15 protein-coding genes are annotated in these 16,828 nt (G+C 71.9%); 9 read left to right on the plus strand and 6 right to left on the minus strand.

Annotation, left to right across the window (positions count from 1 at the left end):
* Positions 1-100: 100 nt before the first annotated feature.
* The 3 genes from ACWGKT_RS46665 to ACWGKT_RS46675 form a co-directional block, all read right to left on the minus strand.
* Positions 101-1,327, minus strand: a complete 1,227-nt coding sequence (locus ACWGKT_RS46665) for a DUF5667 domain-containing protein (RefSeq protein ID WP_453278531.1) — start codon at positions 1,325-1,327, stop codon at positions 101-103.
* A gap of 278 nt (positions 1,328-1,605) precedes the next feature.
* Positions 1,606-2,388, minus strand: a complete 783-nt coding sequence (locus tag ACWGKT_RS46670; protein WP_453278532.1) for an ECF subfamily RNA polymerase sigma factor, BldN family — start codon at positions 2,386-2,388, stop codon at positions 1,606-1,608.
* A 304-nt stretch (positions 2,389-2,692) separates the two neighbouring features.
* Entirely contained in the window at positions 2,693-3,622 is a 930-nt protein-coding gene (locus ACWGKT_RS46675) for an HAD family hydrolase (RefSeq protein WP_235459791.1), read from the minus strand.
* Positions 3,623-3,725: 103 nt separating this feature from the next.
* Here ACWGKT_RS46675 and ACWGKT_RS46680 point away from each other — a divergent pair, with 103 nt between their 5' ends.
* From ACWGKT_RS46680 to hemB, 8 genes are all read left to right on the plus strand, one after another.
* Positions 3,726-4,001: a glutaredoxin family protein gene (locus ACWGKT_RS46680; RefSeq protein WP_453278533.1), complete on the plus strand. Its 276-nt coding sequence runs from the start codon at positions 3,726-3,728 to the stop codon at positions 3,999-4,001.
* Between the two features lie 235 nt (positions 4,002-4,236).
* On the plus strand, positions 4,237-4,995 hold the full coding sequence (locus ACWGKT_RS46685; RefSeq protein ID WP_356156697.1) for a redox-sensing transcriptional repressor Rex: 759 nt from the start codon (positions 4,237-4,239) through the stop codon (positions 4,993-4,995).
* Complete coding sequence (locus ACWGKT_RS46690; RefSeq protein ID WP_453278534.1) at positions 4,992-6,746, plus strand: glutamyl-tRNA reductase; 1,755 nt, start codon at positions 4,992-4,994, stop codon at positions 6,744-6,746. Before ACWGKT_RS46685 ends, ACWGKT_RS46690 begins: the two co-directional genes overlap by 4 nt.
* On the plus strand, positions 6,743-7,702 hold the full coding sequence (hemC, locus tag ACWGKT_RS46695; protein ID WP_453278535.1) for a hydroxymethylbilane synthase: 960 nt from the start codon (positions 6,743-6,745) through the stop codon (positions 7,700-7,702). The genes ACWGKT_RS46690 and hemC overlap by 4 nt, the downstream gene beginning before the upstream one ends.
* The gene (locus ACWGKT_RS46700; RefSeq protein ID WP_453278536.1) at positions 7,699-9,405 is read left to right on the plus strand and encodes a uroporphyrinogen-III synthase; all 1,707 of its coding nucleotides are present in this window, start codon (positions 7,699-7,701) and stop codon (positions 9,403-9,405) included. The genes hemC and ACWGKT_RS46700 overlap by 4 nt, the downstream gene beginning before the upstream one ends.
* 236 nt (positions 9,406-9,641) lie before the next feature.
* Entirely contained in the window at positions 9,642-10,220 is a 579-nt protein-coding gene (locus ACWGKT_RS46705; RefSeq protein WP_356156709.1) for a hypothetical protein, read from the plus strand.
* A 17-nt stretch (positions 10,221-10,237) separates the two neighbouring features.
* Positions 10,238-10,759 carry a hypothetical protein gene (locus ACWGKT_RS46710; RefSeq protein ID WP_453278537.1) on the plus strand — a complete coding sequence of 174 codons (522 nt, stop codon included), beginning with the start codon at positions 10,238-10,240 and terminating at the stop codon, positions 10,757-10,759.
* Positions 10,760-10,864: 105 nt separating this feature from the next.
* Positions 10,865-11,857 (plus strand): porphobilinogen synthase, encoded by a 993-nt coding sequence (gene hemB, locus ACWGKT_RS46715; protein WP_453278538.1) that lies wholly within the window; start codon positions 10,865-10,867, stop codon positions 11,855-11,857.
* Between the two features lie 44 nt (positions 11,858-11,901).
* Here hemB and ACWGKT_RS46720 read toward each other — a convergent pair whose 3' ends face one another.
* Positions 11,902-12,666 (minus strand): DUF4232 domain-containing protein, encoded by a 765-nt coding sequence (locus ACWGKT_RS46720; protein ID WP_453278539.1) that lies wholly within the window; start codon positions 12,664-12,666, stop codon positions 11,902-11,904.
* A 182-nt stretch (positions 12,667-12,848) separates the two neighbouring features.
* On the opposite strand from ACWGKT_RS46720, the gene ACWGKT_RS46725 reads away from it, so the two are divergent.
* The gene (locus tag ACWGKT_RS46725) at positions 12,849-14,273 is read left to right on the plus strand and encodes a helix-turn-helix domain-containing protein (protein ID WP_453278540.1); all 1,425 of its coding nucleotides are present in this window, start codon (positions 12,849-12,851) and stop codon (positions 14,271-14,273) included.
* On the opposite strand, the gene ACWGKT_RS46730 is transcribed toward ACWGKT_RS46725, so the two are convergent.
* The gene (locus tag ACWGKT_RS46730; RefSeq protein ID WP_356156723.1) at positions 14,216-14,443 is read right to left on the minus strand and encodes a hypothetical protein; all 228 of its coding nucleotides are present in this window, start codon (positions 14,441-14,443) and stop codon (positions 14,216-14,218) included. The genes ACWGKT_RS46725 and ACWGKT_RS46730 overlap by 58 nt on opposite strands.
* A 169-nt stretch (positions 14,444-14,612) precedes the next feature.
* Positions 14,613-15,452, minus strand: a complete 840-nt coding sequence (locus ACWGKT_RS46735; protein ID WP_453278541.1) for a DUF4253 domain-containing protein — start codon at positions 15,450-15,452, stop codon at positions 14,613-14,615.
* Positions 15,453-16,828: the final 1,376 nt, after the last annotated feature.

Genomic DNA, 16,828 nt, shown 5'->3' on the forward strand with positions numbered 1-16,828 from the left:
AAATCCGACTCGCGGAGTTCCGCGTTGTTCTCCCAAAGTCCCAACCCGCCAGTGGGGCGCCCCCCCGAGGTGGGGCGCCCCACTGGCGTAACCGTGTGCTCTAGGGCGCTTCGTCGCTGTCGATGCCCAGGCCGGGCAGCAGGCCCGGCAGGAGCGGCGGGAGCGTCACGTCCGGCACGCTGGGCGGCGCGCTGGTGGACGGGGACGCGCTGCCGCTGCTCTTCGGCGGGTCGAGCAGACCGCCCGTGCTGCCGCCGAGCAGGCCGCCGTCCCGCTCGCTGTCGGACGCCGAGCCGCTCGGGCTGCCGCTGCTGGAGTGCGTACCCGACGCGGAGCCGCTGCTGGTGGACGGTTCGGCCGACCGGTGGTGGCTGCCGGACGAACCGGTGGACGCCGAACCGGGGTCCTGCCGCTTGCCGTCGCCGCCCTGGGCGGGCGGCTGTGGGAGCAGCGACTGGAGCGGGCCGACCTCCTGGTCTATGGCGTCGAAGACCGAAGAGACCTGGTCACTGACGTCCGTGAGCTGTACGGGCAGCCGCTCGCGGAGCTTGCTCCAGGACGCGCGGTGGGTCTGCGTGAAGCTGGACAGCGCCTGGATGGGGCCCAGGGAGTCGGGGTCGCGCTCATAGGCCGCGTGCAGCAGGCGGTGGCCCTCGGATACGTCGTGCTGCATGCCGGACAGGGTGCGGCGGATCTCGCCGATCGACTCGTGATCGAGCTGACCGCCCCGATCACGCTCCATCAGCCGCCGCGCCTCGCTCAGCCGGGTCGACGCCTGGTCGAGGAAGCCCTGGCCGCGCTCGCCCTCCCCGTCGGACATGTAGTTGAGCTTGAAGTCCTCGATGCCGCGCTTGAGGCCGTACAGCGAGTCGCCGGGCAGGGCGTCGGAACTCGCGGCGGCCACTCCGCTGAAGGCCCCGGCGGCCACCCCGACGCTGAGCCCGCCGGCGGCGAGGCTCTTGGTCAGCCGTGAACGCGGTCGCAACTTCCCGAGCGGGCTCGCCCGGTGAGCGCCCCGGGCCCGATGGGTCCGTTGCTCGGGCACCGAAGGATCAGCCGCCTCGCCCGCGGTGCCCTCCTGCAGCATGGCCTCCATCGCGGCCACGAGCTGGGCCCGCTGGACGACCTTGACCTCCGGGTCGAGCACCGGTTTGGGCAGTGCGGCCAGACCCACGGTGAGGGCCAACAGCGCGCCCTGCTCGGTCCGTTCCGCGCCGGCCGGGGCCGATCCTTCGGGCTGCTCGGCCGCCGTTTCACGGTCGGGCAGCTCCTCCAGGGCCTGGGCGAAGGCGTTCGCCCGCCGGTGCGCCGATACGTTCGCGATCACTGGCGGCACCTCCTCTCGTCATGACGGTCGACTCCCCAGGGGGTCCTGAGGGTTGCACGCCCTCGACCACTTCCACACGATCGGGTGATCAGGGTGGGTCAGGACGTGACCACAGGGAGCCTGTATCCCGCACAACGACTGGCGCGGCACTTGGGTTACGGACTGCGGATGGCGGGTTCGGAAAGTCAACAGGCTTTAACGGAGCGTGAGTTGGATGTCGCGCAGCGTGGCCGTCGGTCGCGGCCCGCCGGCGACGGGGTGGTGGCGCGGCGCAGGGGTCAGCGCGCGTCGTCCGGGAGGAGCCGCGCGAGGGTGCGCACGGCCCGGTACTGGAGGGTCTTGATGGCGCCCTCGTTCTTGCCCATCACCCGGGCCGTCTCGGCGACGGACAGGCCCTGGAGGAAGCGGAGCGTCACGCACTCCTGCTGCTGGGGGTTGAGCCGGCGCACGGCTTCCAGCAGCGCGGCGTTGGAGAGGGACTCCAGGACGGAGTCCTCCGGGGAGCGCTCGACCTCGTTGGCGTCGAGCATCTCGCCGGTGGTCACTTCCAGCCGGAAGCGGCTCGACTTGAAGTGGTCGGCGACGAGGTTGCGGGCGATGGTGACCAGCCAGGCGCCGAAGTCGCGGCCCTGCCAGGTGAAGGTGCCGATGCGGCGCAGGGCGCGCAGGAACGTCTCACTGGTGAGGTCCTCGGCGGTCGCCCGGCCGCCGACGCGGTAGTAGATGTAGCGGTACACGGTGTCGCTGTACTGGTCGTAGAGGCGGCCGAAGGCCTCGGCCTCGCCGGCCTGGGCGCGCTCCACGAGATCCATCATCCGGGCGCTGTCGCTGTCGGCGGCCGGGCGGCGCGCGGTGGCCGCCGTGCCGGAGGAGCGTCCCCGTCTGCCCACCGCGGCACCGCCGTCGGCCAGTGCGTAGCACGGACCGACGGGTGCGGCGGTGGCGAATGCGGGGACGGCGTACGCGGTGGGGGCGTAGCCGCGCAACAGTTGCTGGACCGTCGCGACCATTGCGCGCAGCGTAGCCAGGCCCGAGGCGTCAACCCCGACGTGTGGGTACACGGGACTCCCAGAGGCAGAGCTTCCATCACGTGCAGTGCGGAACCTTTCACCCGTCGTAGCGACGGCCAGGTACCGGATTGCGTCCCAGGAGAATAACGCTTCGTGCAGGCCCTGCTACACCCAGTTGCTCAAATCATCGATTACGTCGCTTCCGTAACCGATTGACGCCTGATCAAGTGCCGTTAAATGAACGGATGTTGACCGGAACGGTACGGGTTCCGTCGAACTGGGTGGCGTGTTGAGTGCCGGGAGGCAGGATCGGGTGCCTCCCGGTTGGGGAAGTCGTTCGAGCGTCGCCCGTACGTCAGCGACGGCGTCGGTGCAGCGCGATCGCCGCCGCCGTGCCGCCGGCCACCGCGCCGACGCCGGCCGCCGCCGGAATGCCCACCTTGGCCGCCTTGCGCCCGGTGCGGTAGTCGCGCAGCCGCCAGTCCTTCTCGCGGGCGTGCTTGCGCAGCTTGCTGTCCGGGTTGATCGCGTACGGGTGGCCCACCAGCGACAGCATCGGGATGTCGTTGTGGGAGTCGCTGTAGGCGGCGCAGCGGGTCAGGTCCAGGCCCTCGGCCGCGGCCAGCGCGCGCACCGCCTCCGCCTTCGCGGGGCCGTGCAGCGGCTCTCCGACCAGCTTGCCCGTGTACACGCCGTCGACCGACTCGGCGACCGTGCCCAGGGCGCCCGTCAGGCCCAGCCGGCGCGCGATCACCGTGGCGATCTCCACCGGCGCCGCCGTGACGAGCCACACCCGCTGGCCCGCGTCCAGGTGGGCCTGGGCCAGCGCCCGGGTGCCCGGCCAGATGCGCTCGGCCATGTACTCGTCGTAGATCTCCTCGCCGATCGACTGCAGCTCGGCCACCCGGTGGCCCTTGACGATCGACAGCGCGGAGTCGCGCGCGTCCTGCATGTGCTCGGGGTCCTCGACCCCGGCCAGCCGGAACCACGCCTGCTGCCAGGCGAACCTGGCCAGGTCGCGGGTCTCGAAGAACTTCCGCTTGTACAGGCCCCGGCCGAAGTGGAACAGGGCGGCGCCCTGCATCACGGTGTTGTCCAGGTCGAAGAAGGCGGCGGCCTGGTCGTCGCCGAGGACCGGGAAGTCCGGTTCCTCCGCGGTGACGTCCGTGACGTCGGTGAGGTCCTGCGAGGACTTGCGCGCTGCCTCCGCCGAGGCCTCGCCTGCCAACACGCTCCGCGCCGTGGCGGAGCGCCTACGGGGAGTGAGCCATCCGAGAGCGGCCATGGCGTGAGCATAGCCAGTTTGTTCGGTGCTTCCGGAGTCGAGAGGTTGGAAGCCTGTGAACTCTCCGCGACCGGGTCGTTAAACGAGCGGGACAATGGCCGACATGAGTCCTCTCTTCCGCAGGAACGCCCCGGCCTCCCGGGACCGGCTCGTCACGCTCGTCCGCAAGCCCGGCTGTCATCTGTGTGATGACGCACAGCTCGTGGTGGAGAAGGTGTGCGGTGATCTCGGAGTGACCTGGGAGCAGAAGGACATCACCGAGGACCCACAACTCCACGACCAGTACTGGGAGCAGATTCCGGTCGTACTGATCGACGGTGAACAGCACACCTTCTGGCGCGTGAACGAACAGCGCCTGCGCAAGGCACTGACCGACTAGTACAAAGCGGCCCCGAGAGTCGCCTAGGATCGACGGCGACTTGGTCTTGGGGGCGGGAATGACGAGGAAGTGTGCGGTTTTGCCCCCTGGAGAGAAGCGCGTGACCCCGGTCACGTTGGCCGGGCAAAACGGACACCATCTTTGTGCACGCGTTCACAAAGACATAGCCTGCATTCGACGGGGCGGTCTAGGTACGTGTGACCGCCTGCAGCCCCGCTCTACCCGCAGGAGCACCGTGGCAACTGGCCGAACTCACCGACCGGCGACCCGTAGCCGAGGGATTCCCGAGGCCACCGTCGCCAGGCTTCCGCTGTACCTCCGAGCCCTGACCGCACTGTCGGAGCGCTCGGTACCCACGGTCTCCTCCGAGGAGCTGGCCGCCGCGGCGGGGGTCAACTCCGCCAAGCTGCGCAAGGACTTCTCCTACCTGGGTTCCTACGGAACGCGCGGTGTCGGCTACGACGTCGAGTATCTCGTCTACCAGATCTCCCGCGAGCTCGGTCTGACCCAGGACTGGCCGGTTGTGATCGTCGGTATCGGTAACCTCGGCGCCGCCCTCGCCAACTACGGCGGCTTCGCCTCCCGTGGCTTCAGGGTCGCCGCGCTCATCGACGCGGACCCGGCGATGAAGGGCAAGCCCGTCGCCGGCATGCCGGTCCAGCACACCGACGACCTTGAGCGGATCATCGAGGACAACGGCGTGTCGATCGGCGTGATCGCGACCCCGGCCGGTGCCGCCCAGCAGGTCTGCGACCGCCTGGTCGCCGCCGGTGTCACCTCCATCCTGAACTTCGCGCCGACCGTGCTGTCCGTCCCGGACGGCGTCGACGTGCGCAAGGTCGACCTCTCCATCGAGCTGCAGATCCTCGCCTTCCACGAGCAGCGCAAGGCCGGCGAGGAGGCCGCTTCGGACGGCGGGCCCCCGGCCGCCGCCCGCAAGGACTCCGCAGACCAGGGACCCGACGGGGACGTCCCCGCCGTGATGCCGGCATGAGTCTCCTCGTCGTCGGGCTGAGTCACCGCAGCGCCCCGGTCAGCGTCCTCGAACGGGCCGCGCTCCCCGCGGACCCGCAGGTCAAGCTGCTCCAGGACACGGTCGCCGCCGAACCGGCCACCGAGGCCGCGGTCCTCGCCACCTGCAACCGCATCGAGCTGTACGCCGACGTGGACAAGTTCCACGCCGGTGTCGCCGAGCTCTCCACGCTGCTCGCCCGGCACAGCGGCGTCGGCCTGGAGGAGCTCACCCCCTACCTCTACGTGCACTACGAGGACCGGGCCGTCCACCACCTCTTCTCGGTGGCCTGCGGCCTGGACTCGATGGTCGTCGGCGAGGGCCAGATCCTCGGTCAGATCAAGGACTCCCTGGCCCGGGCGCAGGACCTGCACACCGCCGGCCGGCTGATGAACGACCTGTTCCAGCAGTCCCTCAGAGTGGGCAAGCGCGCCCACTCCGAGACCGGGATCGACCGCGCCGGACAGTCCCTGGTCACCTTCGGCCTGGAGCAGTTGGCCGCGGGCGCGGACGTACCGGACTGGGCCAAGGACAAGAAGGCCCTGGTCATCGGGGCCGGCTCGATGTCCTCGCTGGCCGCCGCGACGCTCGCGCGCGCCGGCGTTTGCGAGATCGTCGTCGCCAACCGCACCTTCGAGCGCGCCGAGCGCCTCGCCCAGATCCTCACCGAGGGCACCGACACGGACGTGGCGGCCCGCGCGGTACCGATGGACGCGGTGCCGTTCGAGCTGACACGTGCCGACATCGCCGTGTCCTGCACCGGGGCGACGGGCCTGGTCCTCACCGCGGAGGCGGTCGCCGAGGCCGTGAAGGGCCGCACCGGCGACCCGGTCACCGGCGTCGACGGCACCGGACGTACGGCCGCGCACGCGGCGGACCTCCGCCCCGCGGCGCTGCCGCCCACCACGCTCGGCACCGAGGACGGCTGCCCGCTCGACCTGTCCGCCGTGCAGGCCACGGCCGGTTTCTCCGTGCACGGCGAGGCCGCCGTCGCCGGGATGGCCGCCGCCGACCTGGAACAGCACGCGGCCTGGGTGGACAACGCCGAGTCCCTGGGCCGGTCCCAGCGCGCCGGTGACGGCGCGGGTGCCGTCACCACGCTCGACCCGGCCGACGACGCCGAGGCCATCGCCGCGCTCGCCGCCGCCGTGGCCGTCATCGGCCGCGTCCCCGAGCGCCGCAGGCCCGAGCCGGTCGCCGAGATCCCGCGCCCCGCGCCCGCCCTCTTCCTGCTCGACCTCGCCATGCCCCGCGACATCGACGCGGCCGTGCACCGGCTCGCCGGTGTGCGGCTGGTGGACATCGAGTCGCTGGCGGAGGCCTCCGCGGACGCGCCGATGGCGTCCGACGTCGACCAGGTCCGGCGTATCGTCTCCGACGAGGTCGCGGCCTTCGGCGCGGCGCAGCGGGCGGCGCACATCACGCCGACCGTGGTCGCGCTGCGCACCATGGCCGCCGACGTCGTCGCCGGGGAGATCGCGCGCCTCGACGGGCGGCTCCCCGACCTGGACGAACGGCAGCGCGGCGAGATCCGGCAGGCGGTGCACCGGGTCGTCGACAAGCTGCTGCACGCGCCGACCGTCCGGGTCAAGCAGCTCGCGGCCGAGCCCGGCGGTGCCGGGTACGCGGACGCGCTGCGCACCCTGTTCGACCTCGACCCCGAGACGGTGGCCGCCGTCTCCCGGGCCGACCACGAGTCTGAGAAGAACGGCAAGAACCGAGGGCCGGCATGAGTAACAAGGCACTGAGGCTCGGGACCAGGCGGAGCAAACTCGCCATGGCCCAGTCCGGGCAAGTGGCGGACGCCGTGAGCCGGGTGACCGGGCGGCCCGTCGAGCTGGTCGAGATCACCACGTACGGCGACACGTCCCGTGAGCACCTCGCGCAGATCGGCGGCACGGGTGTGTTCGTCACGGCACTGCGCGACGCGCTGCTGCGGGGGGAGGTCGACTTCGCGGTTCACTCGCTGAAGGACCTCCCGACCGGGCAGCCCGCGGAACTGGCGCTGGCCGCCATTCCCGAGCGCGAGGACCCGCGTGACGTGATCGTCGCCCGGGACGCGCTGAAGTTCACGGACCTCCCGCGGGGCGCCCGCATCGGTACGGGTTCGCCGCGCCGCATGGCGCAGCTGAACGCGTATGCGCGCACACACGGGCTGGACATCGAGACGGTCCCGATCCGGGGCAACGTCGACACCCGCATCGCACTGGTGCGGGACGGCGAGCTGGACGCGGTCGTGCTGGCCGCCGCCGGCCTCAACCGGATCGGCCGCATCGACGAGGTGACCGACTTCCTGTCGGTCGACACGGTTCTGCCCGCCCCCGGCCAGGGGGCTCTGGCGATCGAATGTGCCGCGGGCAACGCGGACCTGATCGCGGCGCTCGGCGAGCTCGACGACCCGTACACCCGGGCCGCCGTGACCGCCGAGCGGTCACTGCTCGCCGCCCTGGAAGCCGGCTGCAGCGCCCCCGTGGGCGCGCTGGCCGACTTGCTGGCCGACGGGCAGATTGTCAAGGAAATGCGCCTGCGGGGCATAGTCGGCACGACCGACGGATCCCGCACGGTGCAGCTGTCCACCACCGGTCCCGTGCCTGAGACGTACGGCCAGGCAATGGAGCTCGGTCGCGAACTCGCCACCGAGATGCTTGCCCAGGGCGCGGCCGGTCTGATGGGGGAGCGAGCACATTGAGCCCCACCACCCTTCCCTCCGGCCTCGAACACGGGCACGTCACCTTCCTCGGTGCCGGACCCGGGGATCCGGGACTGCTGACTCTGCGCGCTGTGGAGGCGCTGGCGAACGCGGACGTTCTCGTCGCCGAGCACGACGTGCTCGACGTGATCCGCGCTCACGCCAGGCACGGCGTCTCCGTCGTGCCGACGGACACGGATCCTTCCTCGGATACGTATCCGGGCACGGGCACGCCTCAACTAGCGGTTGTTGACGGCGCGTCAACAGCCGCTGGCTTCCCGTCACCGCGGGATGCCGCTCATCTTGTCATGGAGGCCGCACGGGGCGGCAGGCGGGTCGTGCGTGCCGTGTCCGGGGACCCCGGACTAGATACGTACGCGGCCGGAGAAATGCTCGCCTGCGCCGCCGCCGGAGTGTCCTTCGAGGTCGTTCCGGGTATCGCCTCCGCGGTCGGCGTGCCCGCGTACGCCGGTGTGCCGCTGCGGGACGCGCAGGGCGCGGACGTCCGGTTCGTGGACGCCCGTACCGCCTCGGACCGGTGCTGGACGGAGGTGGGCGCCTCGGACGGCACGGTCGTCGTCTCGACGACGCTGGACTCCGTGGCCGCGGCCGCCGGTGAGCTGGTGGCCGCGGGCCGCAAGCCGGACACCCCGATGACGGTGACCGTCGCCGGTACGACGACCCGGCAGCGCACCTGGACGGCGACCCTCGGCACGATCGCGCAGACGCTGAAGCAGGCGAAGGTGCTGCCCTCCCCGGAGGGCGGCCGGCCCGTGATAGCCGTGGTCGGTGAGCGTTCCGCCGCCGCCCAGCGCGACCAGTTGTCGTGGTTCGAGTCCAAGCCGCTGTTCGGCTGGAAGGTCCTCGTGCCGCGTACGAAGGAGCAGGCGGCGTCGCTCTCCGACCAGCTGCGGTCCTACGGGGCCGTGCCGCACGAGGTGCCGACGATCGCCGTCGAGCCGCCGCGGACGCCCCAGCAGATGGAGCGGGCCGTGAAGGGGCTCGTGACCGGACGGTACGAGTGGATCGCGTTCACGTCCGTCAACGCGGTCAAGGCGGTCCGGGAGAAGTTCGAGGAGTACGGGCTCGACGCGCGTGCCTTCGCGGGCATCAAGGTGGCCGCGGTGGGCGAGCAGACCGCCAAGGCGCTGGTCGCCTTCGGCGTGAAGCCGGACCTGGTACCGAGCGGGGAGCAGTCGGCGGCGGGTCTCCTGGAGGACTGGCCGCCCTACGACCCGGTCTTCGACCCGATCGACCGCGTGTTCCTGCCGCGTGCCGACATCGCCACGGAGACGCTGGTCGCCGGGCTGATCGAGCTGGGCTGGGAGGTCGACGACGTCACGGCCTACCGCACCGTGCGCGCGTCGCCGCCGCCGGCGGAGACGCGGGAGGCGATCAAGGGCGGCGGCTTCGACGCCGTTCTGTTCACGTCGTCGTCCACGGTCCGGAACCTGGTGGGCATCGCGGGCAAGCCGCACAACGTCACCGTGATCGCGTGCATCGGCCCGGCCACGGCCAAGACGGCCGAGGAGCACGGTCTGCGGGTGGACGTGATGGCTCCGGAGCCGTCCGCGCTCAAGCTGGCGGAGGCGCTGGCCGACTTCGGTCTGAAGCGGCGGGCGGCCGCCCTGGAGGCCGGGGACCCGGTGACCCGCCCGAGCGAGCGCCGACCGGGCGCCCGCAGGCGTCGCTCCACGACCTGATCAGACCCCGCGTCTGTCGAACGCCCCGCCGTCCAAAATCGGACGGCGGGGCGTTTTCCGTGCCCGAGGCTCACGTTCTCCCCGCTCTCCGGTCAACCTCAAGAAAAACTCATATTTTTGACATTCCGTCCGAACTCTTTGGATGATCATGACCGTTGCTCCCGAGGCGAATGCCCTGACCAGGCGTTTTCGGGAGCGCGATGCTCAATTCACCATCCATTGAGGGGGAATCCTTCGTGACCCACGAAGTGACTCATTCGGAAACCCGCAGGACCGCTCGCGGCCGGATCGTCGTGACCGGCGTGGTCCTGGGCGCGATCCTGTGCGGCGCGGCGGCCACTCCGGCGCTGGCGCTGCAGTCCCGGACGGCCACCACCGCCGTGTCGGCCGACGAGGCAACCGGGGAACTGGCGTTCACGGCCGACGACGTGCGGGACCTGGTGGCCCGTATGAAGGCCGACGGGGGCGCCGACCGGGACGAGATCGGCCTCTTCGAGTCGTACGCGGCCCAGCTGGACGGGAAGGGCCCCACGGCCCTGCACCGGCAGTCGCGGATCCTCGGCTCGGGCACGATCGTGCGCAAGCTCATCGTCGCCGCGTTCCGCCACGGCGGCTCGTGGCTGAGCAAGATCCTGCGCAAGGTCTCGCCGAAGACGTCGAAGTTCGTCGGCAAGAACAGCCACAAGATCGCTGACGCCATCGACGCGGTGGAGAACTGGGGCGAGCACGCCCTCGCCATCGCGCTCGTCAGGGCGGGTGTCCCCTACGACATCGCGATCGACCTGGCCAAGGCGATCATGCTCATAGCGGTCTGATACGAGGGGACGGCGCGATGCGCGACGACGCGATGCCGGACAGCACGACGCCGGACGGCACGACGCCGGACGACGAGACGCCGGACGACGATGTGTCGTGGGACGGGCTCGGCAGGGGACAGAAGGCACTCGCGGCGGTGGCCGGAGCCGGTGTGGGGCTCATGGCCGCCGGAGCGGTGGGCGTGTTCCTGCTGATCGTCGTGCTCGCCACCGTGGCGGCCTTTCCCGGCGCCATCGAGCTGGACGGCATGGGGGCGGTCTTCTGGGCCGTGCTCTTCGCCGTCCCGTGCGCGCTCGTCTCCTCCGCGGTGCTCTTCCCGTTCCGGGTGCTCCTGCGGAACACCCTGGGCGGGGAGGGCCCCCGGGCCACGGCGGTCGACTACGCGGTCGGCTGGTTCAGGACGTTCCTGACCGTCGCCCTGGTCCTGGAGTGCACCCCCGGCGTGCACGCCCACTCCCTGTGGCCCGCCGTCTGCGTGGCGACGCTGGACGCCCTGCTGGAGGCGGGCCTGCGCAGGCGCCGCCCGGCGGACCACTGACGCCGGCCCCATGTTCGACCCGATGTTCCGCGGCGGCGAATCCCGCCGGTGCCGGTCGACATGCCGTCGGCAAGAGGGGGCCTTTGCCGGGCGTAGCGTAGGGGCATGACGAAGTACGGATCGTTTCCCGGTACGCGTCCCCGGCGGCTGCGGACCTCGCCCGTCATGCGGCGGATGGTCGCCGAGACGCGGCTGCACCCCGCCGACTTCATCCTCCCGGCGTTCGTCCGCGAGGGTGTCAGCGAGCCCGTGCCGATCTCGGCCATGCCCGGCGTCGTGCAGCACACGCGGGACAGCCTGAAGAAGGCGGCCGCGGAGGCCGTCGCGGCCGGGATCTCCGGGATCATGCTGTTCGGCGTGCCGGAGGAGTCGAAGAAGGACGCCCTCGGGACCCCGGGGACTGACCCGGACGGCATCCTCCAGGTCGCGCTGCGCGATGTGCGCGCCGAGGTCGGCGACGACCTGCTCGTCATGTCCGACCTGTGCCTCGACGAGACCACCGATCACGGGCACTGCGGGGTGCTCGACGAGCACGGCCGCGTGGACAACGACGCCACCCTGGAGCGGTACGCCGAGATGGCCCAGGTACAGGCCGACGCGGGCGCCCAAGTCGTCGGCCCCAGCGGCATGATGGACGGCCAGATCGGCGTCGTCCGGGACGCACTCGACCAGATCGGCCGCGAGGACGTCGCCATCCTGGCCTACACCGCCAAGTACTCCTCCGCCTTCTACGGCCCCTTCCGGGAGGCCGTCGGCTCCTCGCTCCAGGGCGACCGGAAGACCTACCAGCAGGACCCGGCCAACTGGCGCGAGTCCCTGCGGGAGCTGGCCCTGGACCTGGAGGAGGGGGCCGACATGGTGATGGTGAAGCCCGCCGGGCCCTACCTCGACATCCTGGCCCGGGTCGCCGACGCCGTGGACGTGCCCGTCGCCGCCTACCAGATCTCCGGCGAGTACTCGATGGTCGAGGCCGCCGCCGAGAAGGGCTGGGTCGACCGCGACCGGGCCATCTTCGAGACGCTGACCGGCATCAAGCGGGCCGGCGCGCGGAACATCCTCACCTACTGGGCCACCGAAGCGGCCCAGAAGCTGGCGTAGTTCAGCGGTTCAGCGGTTCAGCAGTCCGGCGGTTCAGCCGGGCCTCACCAGCCGGCGATGTCGTCCCGGCTCTGCTGCCAGTACGTGACCTTCAGGGTGCTGTCGTAGTACACGCCCTTGGCCGGCAGCGACGGGGTCGCGGCAGCACCCCCGTTGCTGTTGGGAGTCTTGCCCTGGAAGCCGACGGTCAGCTTGTGGCCCGTCATGCCGCCGTCTCCGCTGCCGTCGGCGGCGGAGAGCAGGACGGCCGCGTAGCCGGACTGGCCGGGCGCGAGGGTCGTCACCGCCTGCGGGTGGGTCTTCTCGTCGGCCTGCGGCACCCACTGCATCTCGTCGAAGCGCAGGACGGGGAAGTACGTCAGGTCGCAGTACTTCGAGCCGGTGTTCTTGACCGTGATCAGCATGTGGTTGAGCGGGCGGGACACCGGCTGCGCGGTGACCCGGGTGTTGGAGCCGTTGCACAGGACGCGGTTCTTCGGGTCCCAGGGGTTCGAGGAGCCCTTCGACGAGGACGATCCGCCCGACGAGGCGGAACCGCCGGACGAGGACGAGCCCGAGGAGCCGGACGAACCCGAGGAGCCTGAGGAGCCGTTGGCGGAGCCGGACGAGCCCGAAGTGGAGCCCGAACCCGTCTTGGCGCCGTCGCTGGGCGTCGCGGCGCCGTTGTTGCCCGCGGTCGTGGCCGCCGTGGCGGAGGACCGCGACGCGCCTTCGTCCTTGACCCCGTCGTCGCCGTTGCACGCCGTCAGGGCGAGGGCGGCGAGGGCGACTCCGGTGACGGCTAGCAGCGGGGTTCGGCGGGTACGCATGGCAAGTCCTCTTTCGAGCGCTGGGTGGTGTCGTGCTTGGATGGCAAGAGCCTGCGGGGCGATCCGTCCCGCCTGCCACAACCTGCGGCCGATCAGGGACGCTGGAATGGCCATACGGGCTCTGACCTGCTGAAACAGCCCTTCCATGGAACGTGGAGTGGGACACGGGGGATGGAGGAACAGTGCCGGACAGCACTGTCGGCGGCGGCTTCGCCGAGCTGCTGCGGGAGTTGAAGGACCGTTCGGGGCTCAGCTACGGGGTGCTCTCGAAGCGCCTGCACATGAGCACGTCGACCCTGCACCGCTACTGCAACGGGGACGCCGTACCGGCGGAGTACGCCCCCGTGGAACGCCTGGCCCGGCTCTGCAAGGCCACCCCCGAGGAACTGGTCGAGCTGCACCGGCGATGGGTGCTTGCGGACGCGATGCGGGGGCGGAAGGCGGAGGCCGCTCCGGTGAATTCCGTGCCGGAGGAGCCGCAGAAGCCCCGGGAGCCTGCGGAGCCGCAGGAGTCGGCGGAGCCGGAGGCGGTGGCGGTGGCGGAGGCGGTGGCGGATGCGGAGGCGGTGGCGGATGCGGAGGCGGTGGCGGATGCGGCGGAACCGAGGGATGCGGCTGCGCCTGGGGATGCGGCGGAGCCGGGGGAGCGGGTGACCTCGGTCCGTACGGACACGCGTCGCCGTCGCCGTACCCGCACCGCACTCGTCGCCGGTGTCGCCGTCGCCGCCGTGCTCGGTGGCGTCACGCTGGCGGTCAACCTCTCGTCGGACGACTCGAACAACTCGGACGGCATGCACGGCGGTCCCGTCGCGGCCGCCTCGACGCAGGACGGGAAGCCGGGCGGCGGGCACTCCGCGAAGGCACCGGGCCACACCGCCTCGCCGTCCGCGTCGGCCACCGGGTCCGCCTCACCTTCGTCCTCCGCCTCCGGCTCCGCGACGGGCGAGGGGGACAAGCCGGGCACCCACGGCAAGGTCCAGGGCGGTGAGAGCGCCGCGCCGCCGCTCACCGTCGCCACCCAGCCCTACACCTGGGAAAGCCCCTGCGAGCAGCGCTACTTGATCGAGCGGCCGCCGACGGACGTCGCCCCGCCGCCGACCGAGAACGACGCGACGGCCTGGGTGGCCGCGCACGGTGCCGTCTCCTCGGGGGAGCAGTTCGTCACGCTCACCGTGCAGGGCACCGGCAAGGAGACGGTGGTCGTCGAGAGTCTGACCGTCCGCAGCGACAAGCGCTCGCCCCTCGCCTGGAACGACTACGCGATGGGCTATCCGGGCGTCGGCTGCGGCGGTGGCGTCCCGACCCGCTCCTTCACCGTCGCCCTGGACGCGGCGCGCCCCGCCGTCGTGCCGGCGGCCGGGCACCAGAACTTCCCGTTCAAGGTGAGCGAGTCGGACCCGGAGGTCTACTACATCAAGGCCGACGCCTCGGCGTACGACGTGAGTTGGTACCTGGAGCTGAAGTGGTCCAGCGGCTCGCGCCGCGGCACGCTGCGGATCGACGACCACGGCAGGCCGTTCCGCACGAGCGGCAACAACGGGCGGCCCGCCTACGAGTTCCCGCTCGGCGGCTCGGCATGGGTCAAGGAAGGGACGACCAAGTTCTGAGTGTGCGTGCCGGTGGTCGCGGGAGCGTGCCGGGAGACCGAGGAGGACGGTCCCTCGTCGCGCACGCCCTCGCCGTTCCGGCACGCCGCGAGGGTGAACGCGGCGAGCAGCAGGAGTACGACGGCGGCGAGTGGACGGGCCGGGCCGCGGGGGGTGGGGCGGGCGGACATGGACGGGCTCCCTTCGGTGATCTCCCTTCCGGGTAGGTCCCAGCCTGGAAGCCCGGCTCCCCGCACCGCCACCCCTCCCGGGGAATCTGGGACGCCCACGTCCGTTCCACCCCTCTGACCTGCGCGAACGTCAGCCCGTGGGAACGCGTTCTGGGACGGGAACGGGAGTTCAGTCCCACCAGAAGTGCCAGGCGTGCTCGCCGACGAGCTCCTTGGCGTAGGCGTTCAGGCCGCCCACACCGCTCTGCGTGATGTTGTCCGGGCAGAACGCGAAGTGCTCCGCCGCCAGCGCCTCGGCGTCGGCGAGGGTGGTCGGCGGGGCGGCCACGGAGACGATCAGCGTGTCGAAGCCGAGCGCGACGACACGTATGCCGAAGCGCTCCTCCCAGGAGCGGAGCACCGCGCACAGACGGGCCACGTCGTTCTCGTGGTTGACCGGGCCGGACCAGCCGATGGCCGCGGGGATGTCCGCGGAGCGGCGGGCCGGGACGAGGGCCAGGCGCGGGTCACTGGACCAGCTGTCGGATCCGTCGGTCAGGGCGTCGGCGAGCCGCGTCGCGCAGGCACCGGGCTCCACGGTGAGCGTGCCGGCGGGCGCGAGACCGGGCCGGCCGGCCCCGAACGGCTCCAGTTCGTCGTCGCCTCCGTCCTCGTCGCCGTCTTCGGCGTTCTCGTCGTCCTCGTACCCCCAGTACTCCGCGAGGACGTCCTCGGCGTCGTGGTCCCCGGGGTACGAGGTGTCCTCGGGGCTCAGCTCCCACCGCTCCGGTCCGCCCCGTGAGCCGCCCACGTCGACGAGTACGGGCAGCAGTCCGGCCCGCGCGGCCGGCACGCCCAGCGCCGCCCAGTTCCCGGGCGTGGCCTGCGTGCCCGAATGCCACAGCAGTGGCTCCGGCCAGGCACCGTCGACCGTCGCGTCTATCAGCCTCCCGGGCGGGAGTTGGAGCCCGACGGAACGCCCACTCGGGTCAGCGGCCAGCTGGGGCAGAGGGTTGGGAAGAGTCGCCATGCCGGTGACTGTAAGGGGTGGGTCTGACAATGAGGCTCGTCGGAGGAGTGGCCGTGGGGGCCGCCCGCTTCTTGGCCAGTGTCGTGCTTGAGCGCCCCGAGTAAAGGGCGCTGCGCTGTCGCTCCGCGTCGCCTTCGGCGATGGCCCTGCGGGCCACCCTTGACTCGGGTCGCTCCAGCCCGGTTGAGAAGCGAGCGGGCGGCCCGGAAGAAACGGGTGGCTGGGCGGGGTTCGCGGGCGTCGGTCGGCTGCGTTCGCGTCGGTGTTGACGGGCGCGACCGCGCCTCGCCTGCACGCCGGGGGTGCTTAGCGGCTTGCGGCCGGTGGGTGGGGACGCATCCGCGTCTCGCCTGCACGCCGGGTGGGCTTGGCGGGTGGCTGGCCGGTGGGCGGGTGGCGCGGACGCGCCTGGCCGGCACGCCGGGTGGGATTGGCGGGTGGCCGGGCGGTGGGTGGGGGCGCATCCGCGTCTCGCCAGCACGCCGGGCCGGTGTAGCGGCTTGCGGCCGGTGGGTGGGTGGGTGGCGCAGCCACGCTTCGCATGCACGCCGGGCCGGTCTAGCAGCTTGCGCCCGGTGGGTGGGGTGCGTGGGCCGGGTGGCGGCACGCCGGGCCGCTTTAGCGGCCCGCGGCCGGGGATGGCGGGCGCGCCGGGGCTGGGCTGGGCGGCGGCTTGCTGCTGGGTGGGGCGGCTTGCCGTTGGCAGTGGTGAGGTGTGGGTGCGGGTGAGGTGTGGGCGCGCGTCGCATGCTCGGGCGGCTGGGCTGTGTCCCGGCGGCGGACGAGGGCGTGTGCGGGCCGGGGTCAGGCCGTTCGCGGGTCGTGGGGTGCTGTAGGCAGGCATGTGGACGGTTTGGGACACCTGATGGCCTCATCAGCCCTGGATATCGGGGTCCCGGCTGTCCGAAAGTGACCACTTGCCTCCCGGGACGTGATCGGTGAGGTCGATGTGACGAGCGGGGCGGGACGTTCCCGCCCACCAGCCCGCACCCTCACCCGCTACTCACCGATCGCCGCCGAGCCCACCCGACGCGCGCCCCACCCCGCCGCCCACCGACCGCTTGTCGCTAGGCCGTCCCGGCTTGCTCCCGCCCAGCCGATGCGCACCAGCCCTCCACTGGCCGCGAGCCGCTAAGCCCACCGGGCGTGCAGGCGAGGTGCGACCGCGCCACCTCCCACTGGCCGTTCGCCGCTAGGCCGTCCCGGCGTGCCGCCACTCGGCTCGCGCGCTCCCGCCCACTGGCCGCGAGCCGCTAAGCCCACCGGGCGTGCAGGCGAGGCGCGACCGCGCCACCTCCCACTGGCCGTTCGCCGCTAGGCCGTCCCGGCGTGCCGCCACTCGGCCTGCGCGCTCCCGTCCACCGGCCGCGAGCCGC

The organism is Streptomyces sp. NPDC054794, from assembly GCF_053611585.1.

What these genes read in the sequence shown, in the direction of transcription:
- ACWGKT_RS46675 (WP_235459791.1), bottom strand. Translation starts at nt 3,622, where the DNA reads ATGGCCGCTCTCGGATGGCTCACTCCCCGTAGGCGCTCCGCCACGGCG.
- ACWGKT_RS46680 (WP_453278533.1), top strand. Translation starts at nt 3,726, where the DNA reads ATGAGTCCTCTCTTCCGCAGGAACGCCCCGGCCTCCCGGGACCGGCTC.
- ACWGKT_RS46690 (WP_453278534.1), top strand. Translation starts at nt 4,992, where the DNA reads ATGAGTCTCCTCGTCGTCGGGCTGAGTCACCGCAGCGCCCCGGTCAGC.
- hemC (WP_453278535.1), top strand. Translation starts at nt 6,743, where the DNA reads ATGAGTAACAAGGCACTGAGGCTCGGGACCAGGCGGAGCAAACTCGCC.
- ACWGKT_RS46710 (WP_453278537.1), top strand. Translation starts at nt 10,238, where the DNA reads ATGCGCGACGACGCGATGCCGGACAGCACGACGCCGGACGGCACGACG.
- hemB (WP_453278538.1), top strand. Translation starts at nt 10,865, where the DNA reads ATGACGAAGTACGGATCGTTTCCCGGTACGCGTCCCCGGCGGCTGCGG.
- ACWGKT_RS46720 (WP_453278539.1), bottom strand. Translation starts at nt 12,666, where the DNA reads ATGCGTACCCGCCGAACCCCGCTGCTAGCCGTCACCGGAGTCGCCCTC.
- ACWGKT_RS46730 (WP_356156723.1), bottom strand. Translation starts at nt 14,443, where the DNA reads ATGTCCGCCCGCCCCACCCCCCGCGGCCCGGCCCGTCCACTCGCCGCC.
- ACWGKT_RS46735 (WP_453278541.1), bottom strand. Translation starts at nt 15,452, where the DNA reads ATGGCGACTCTTCCCAACCCTCTGCCCCAGCTGGCCGCTGACCCGAGT.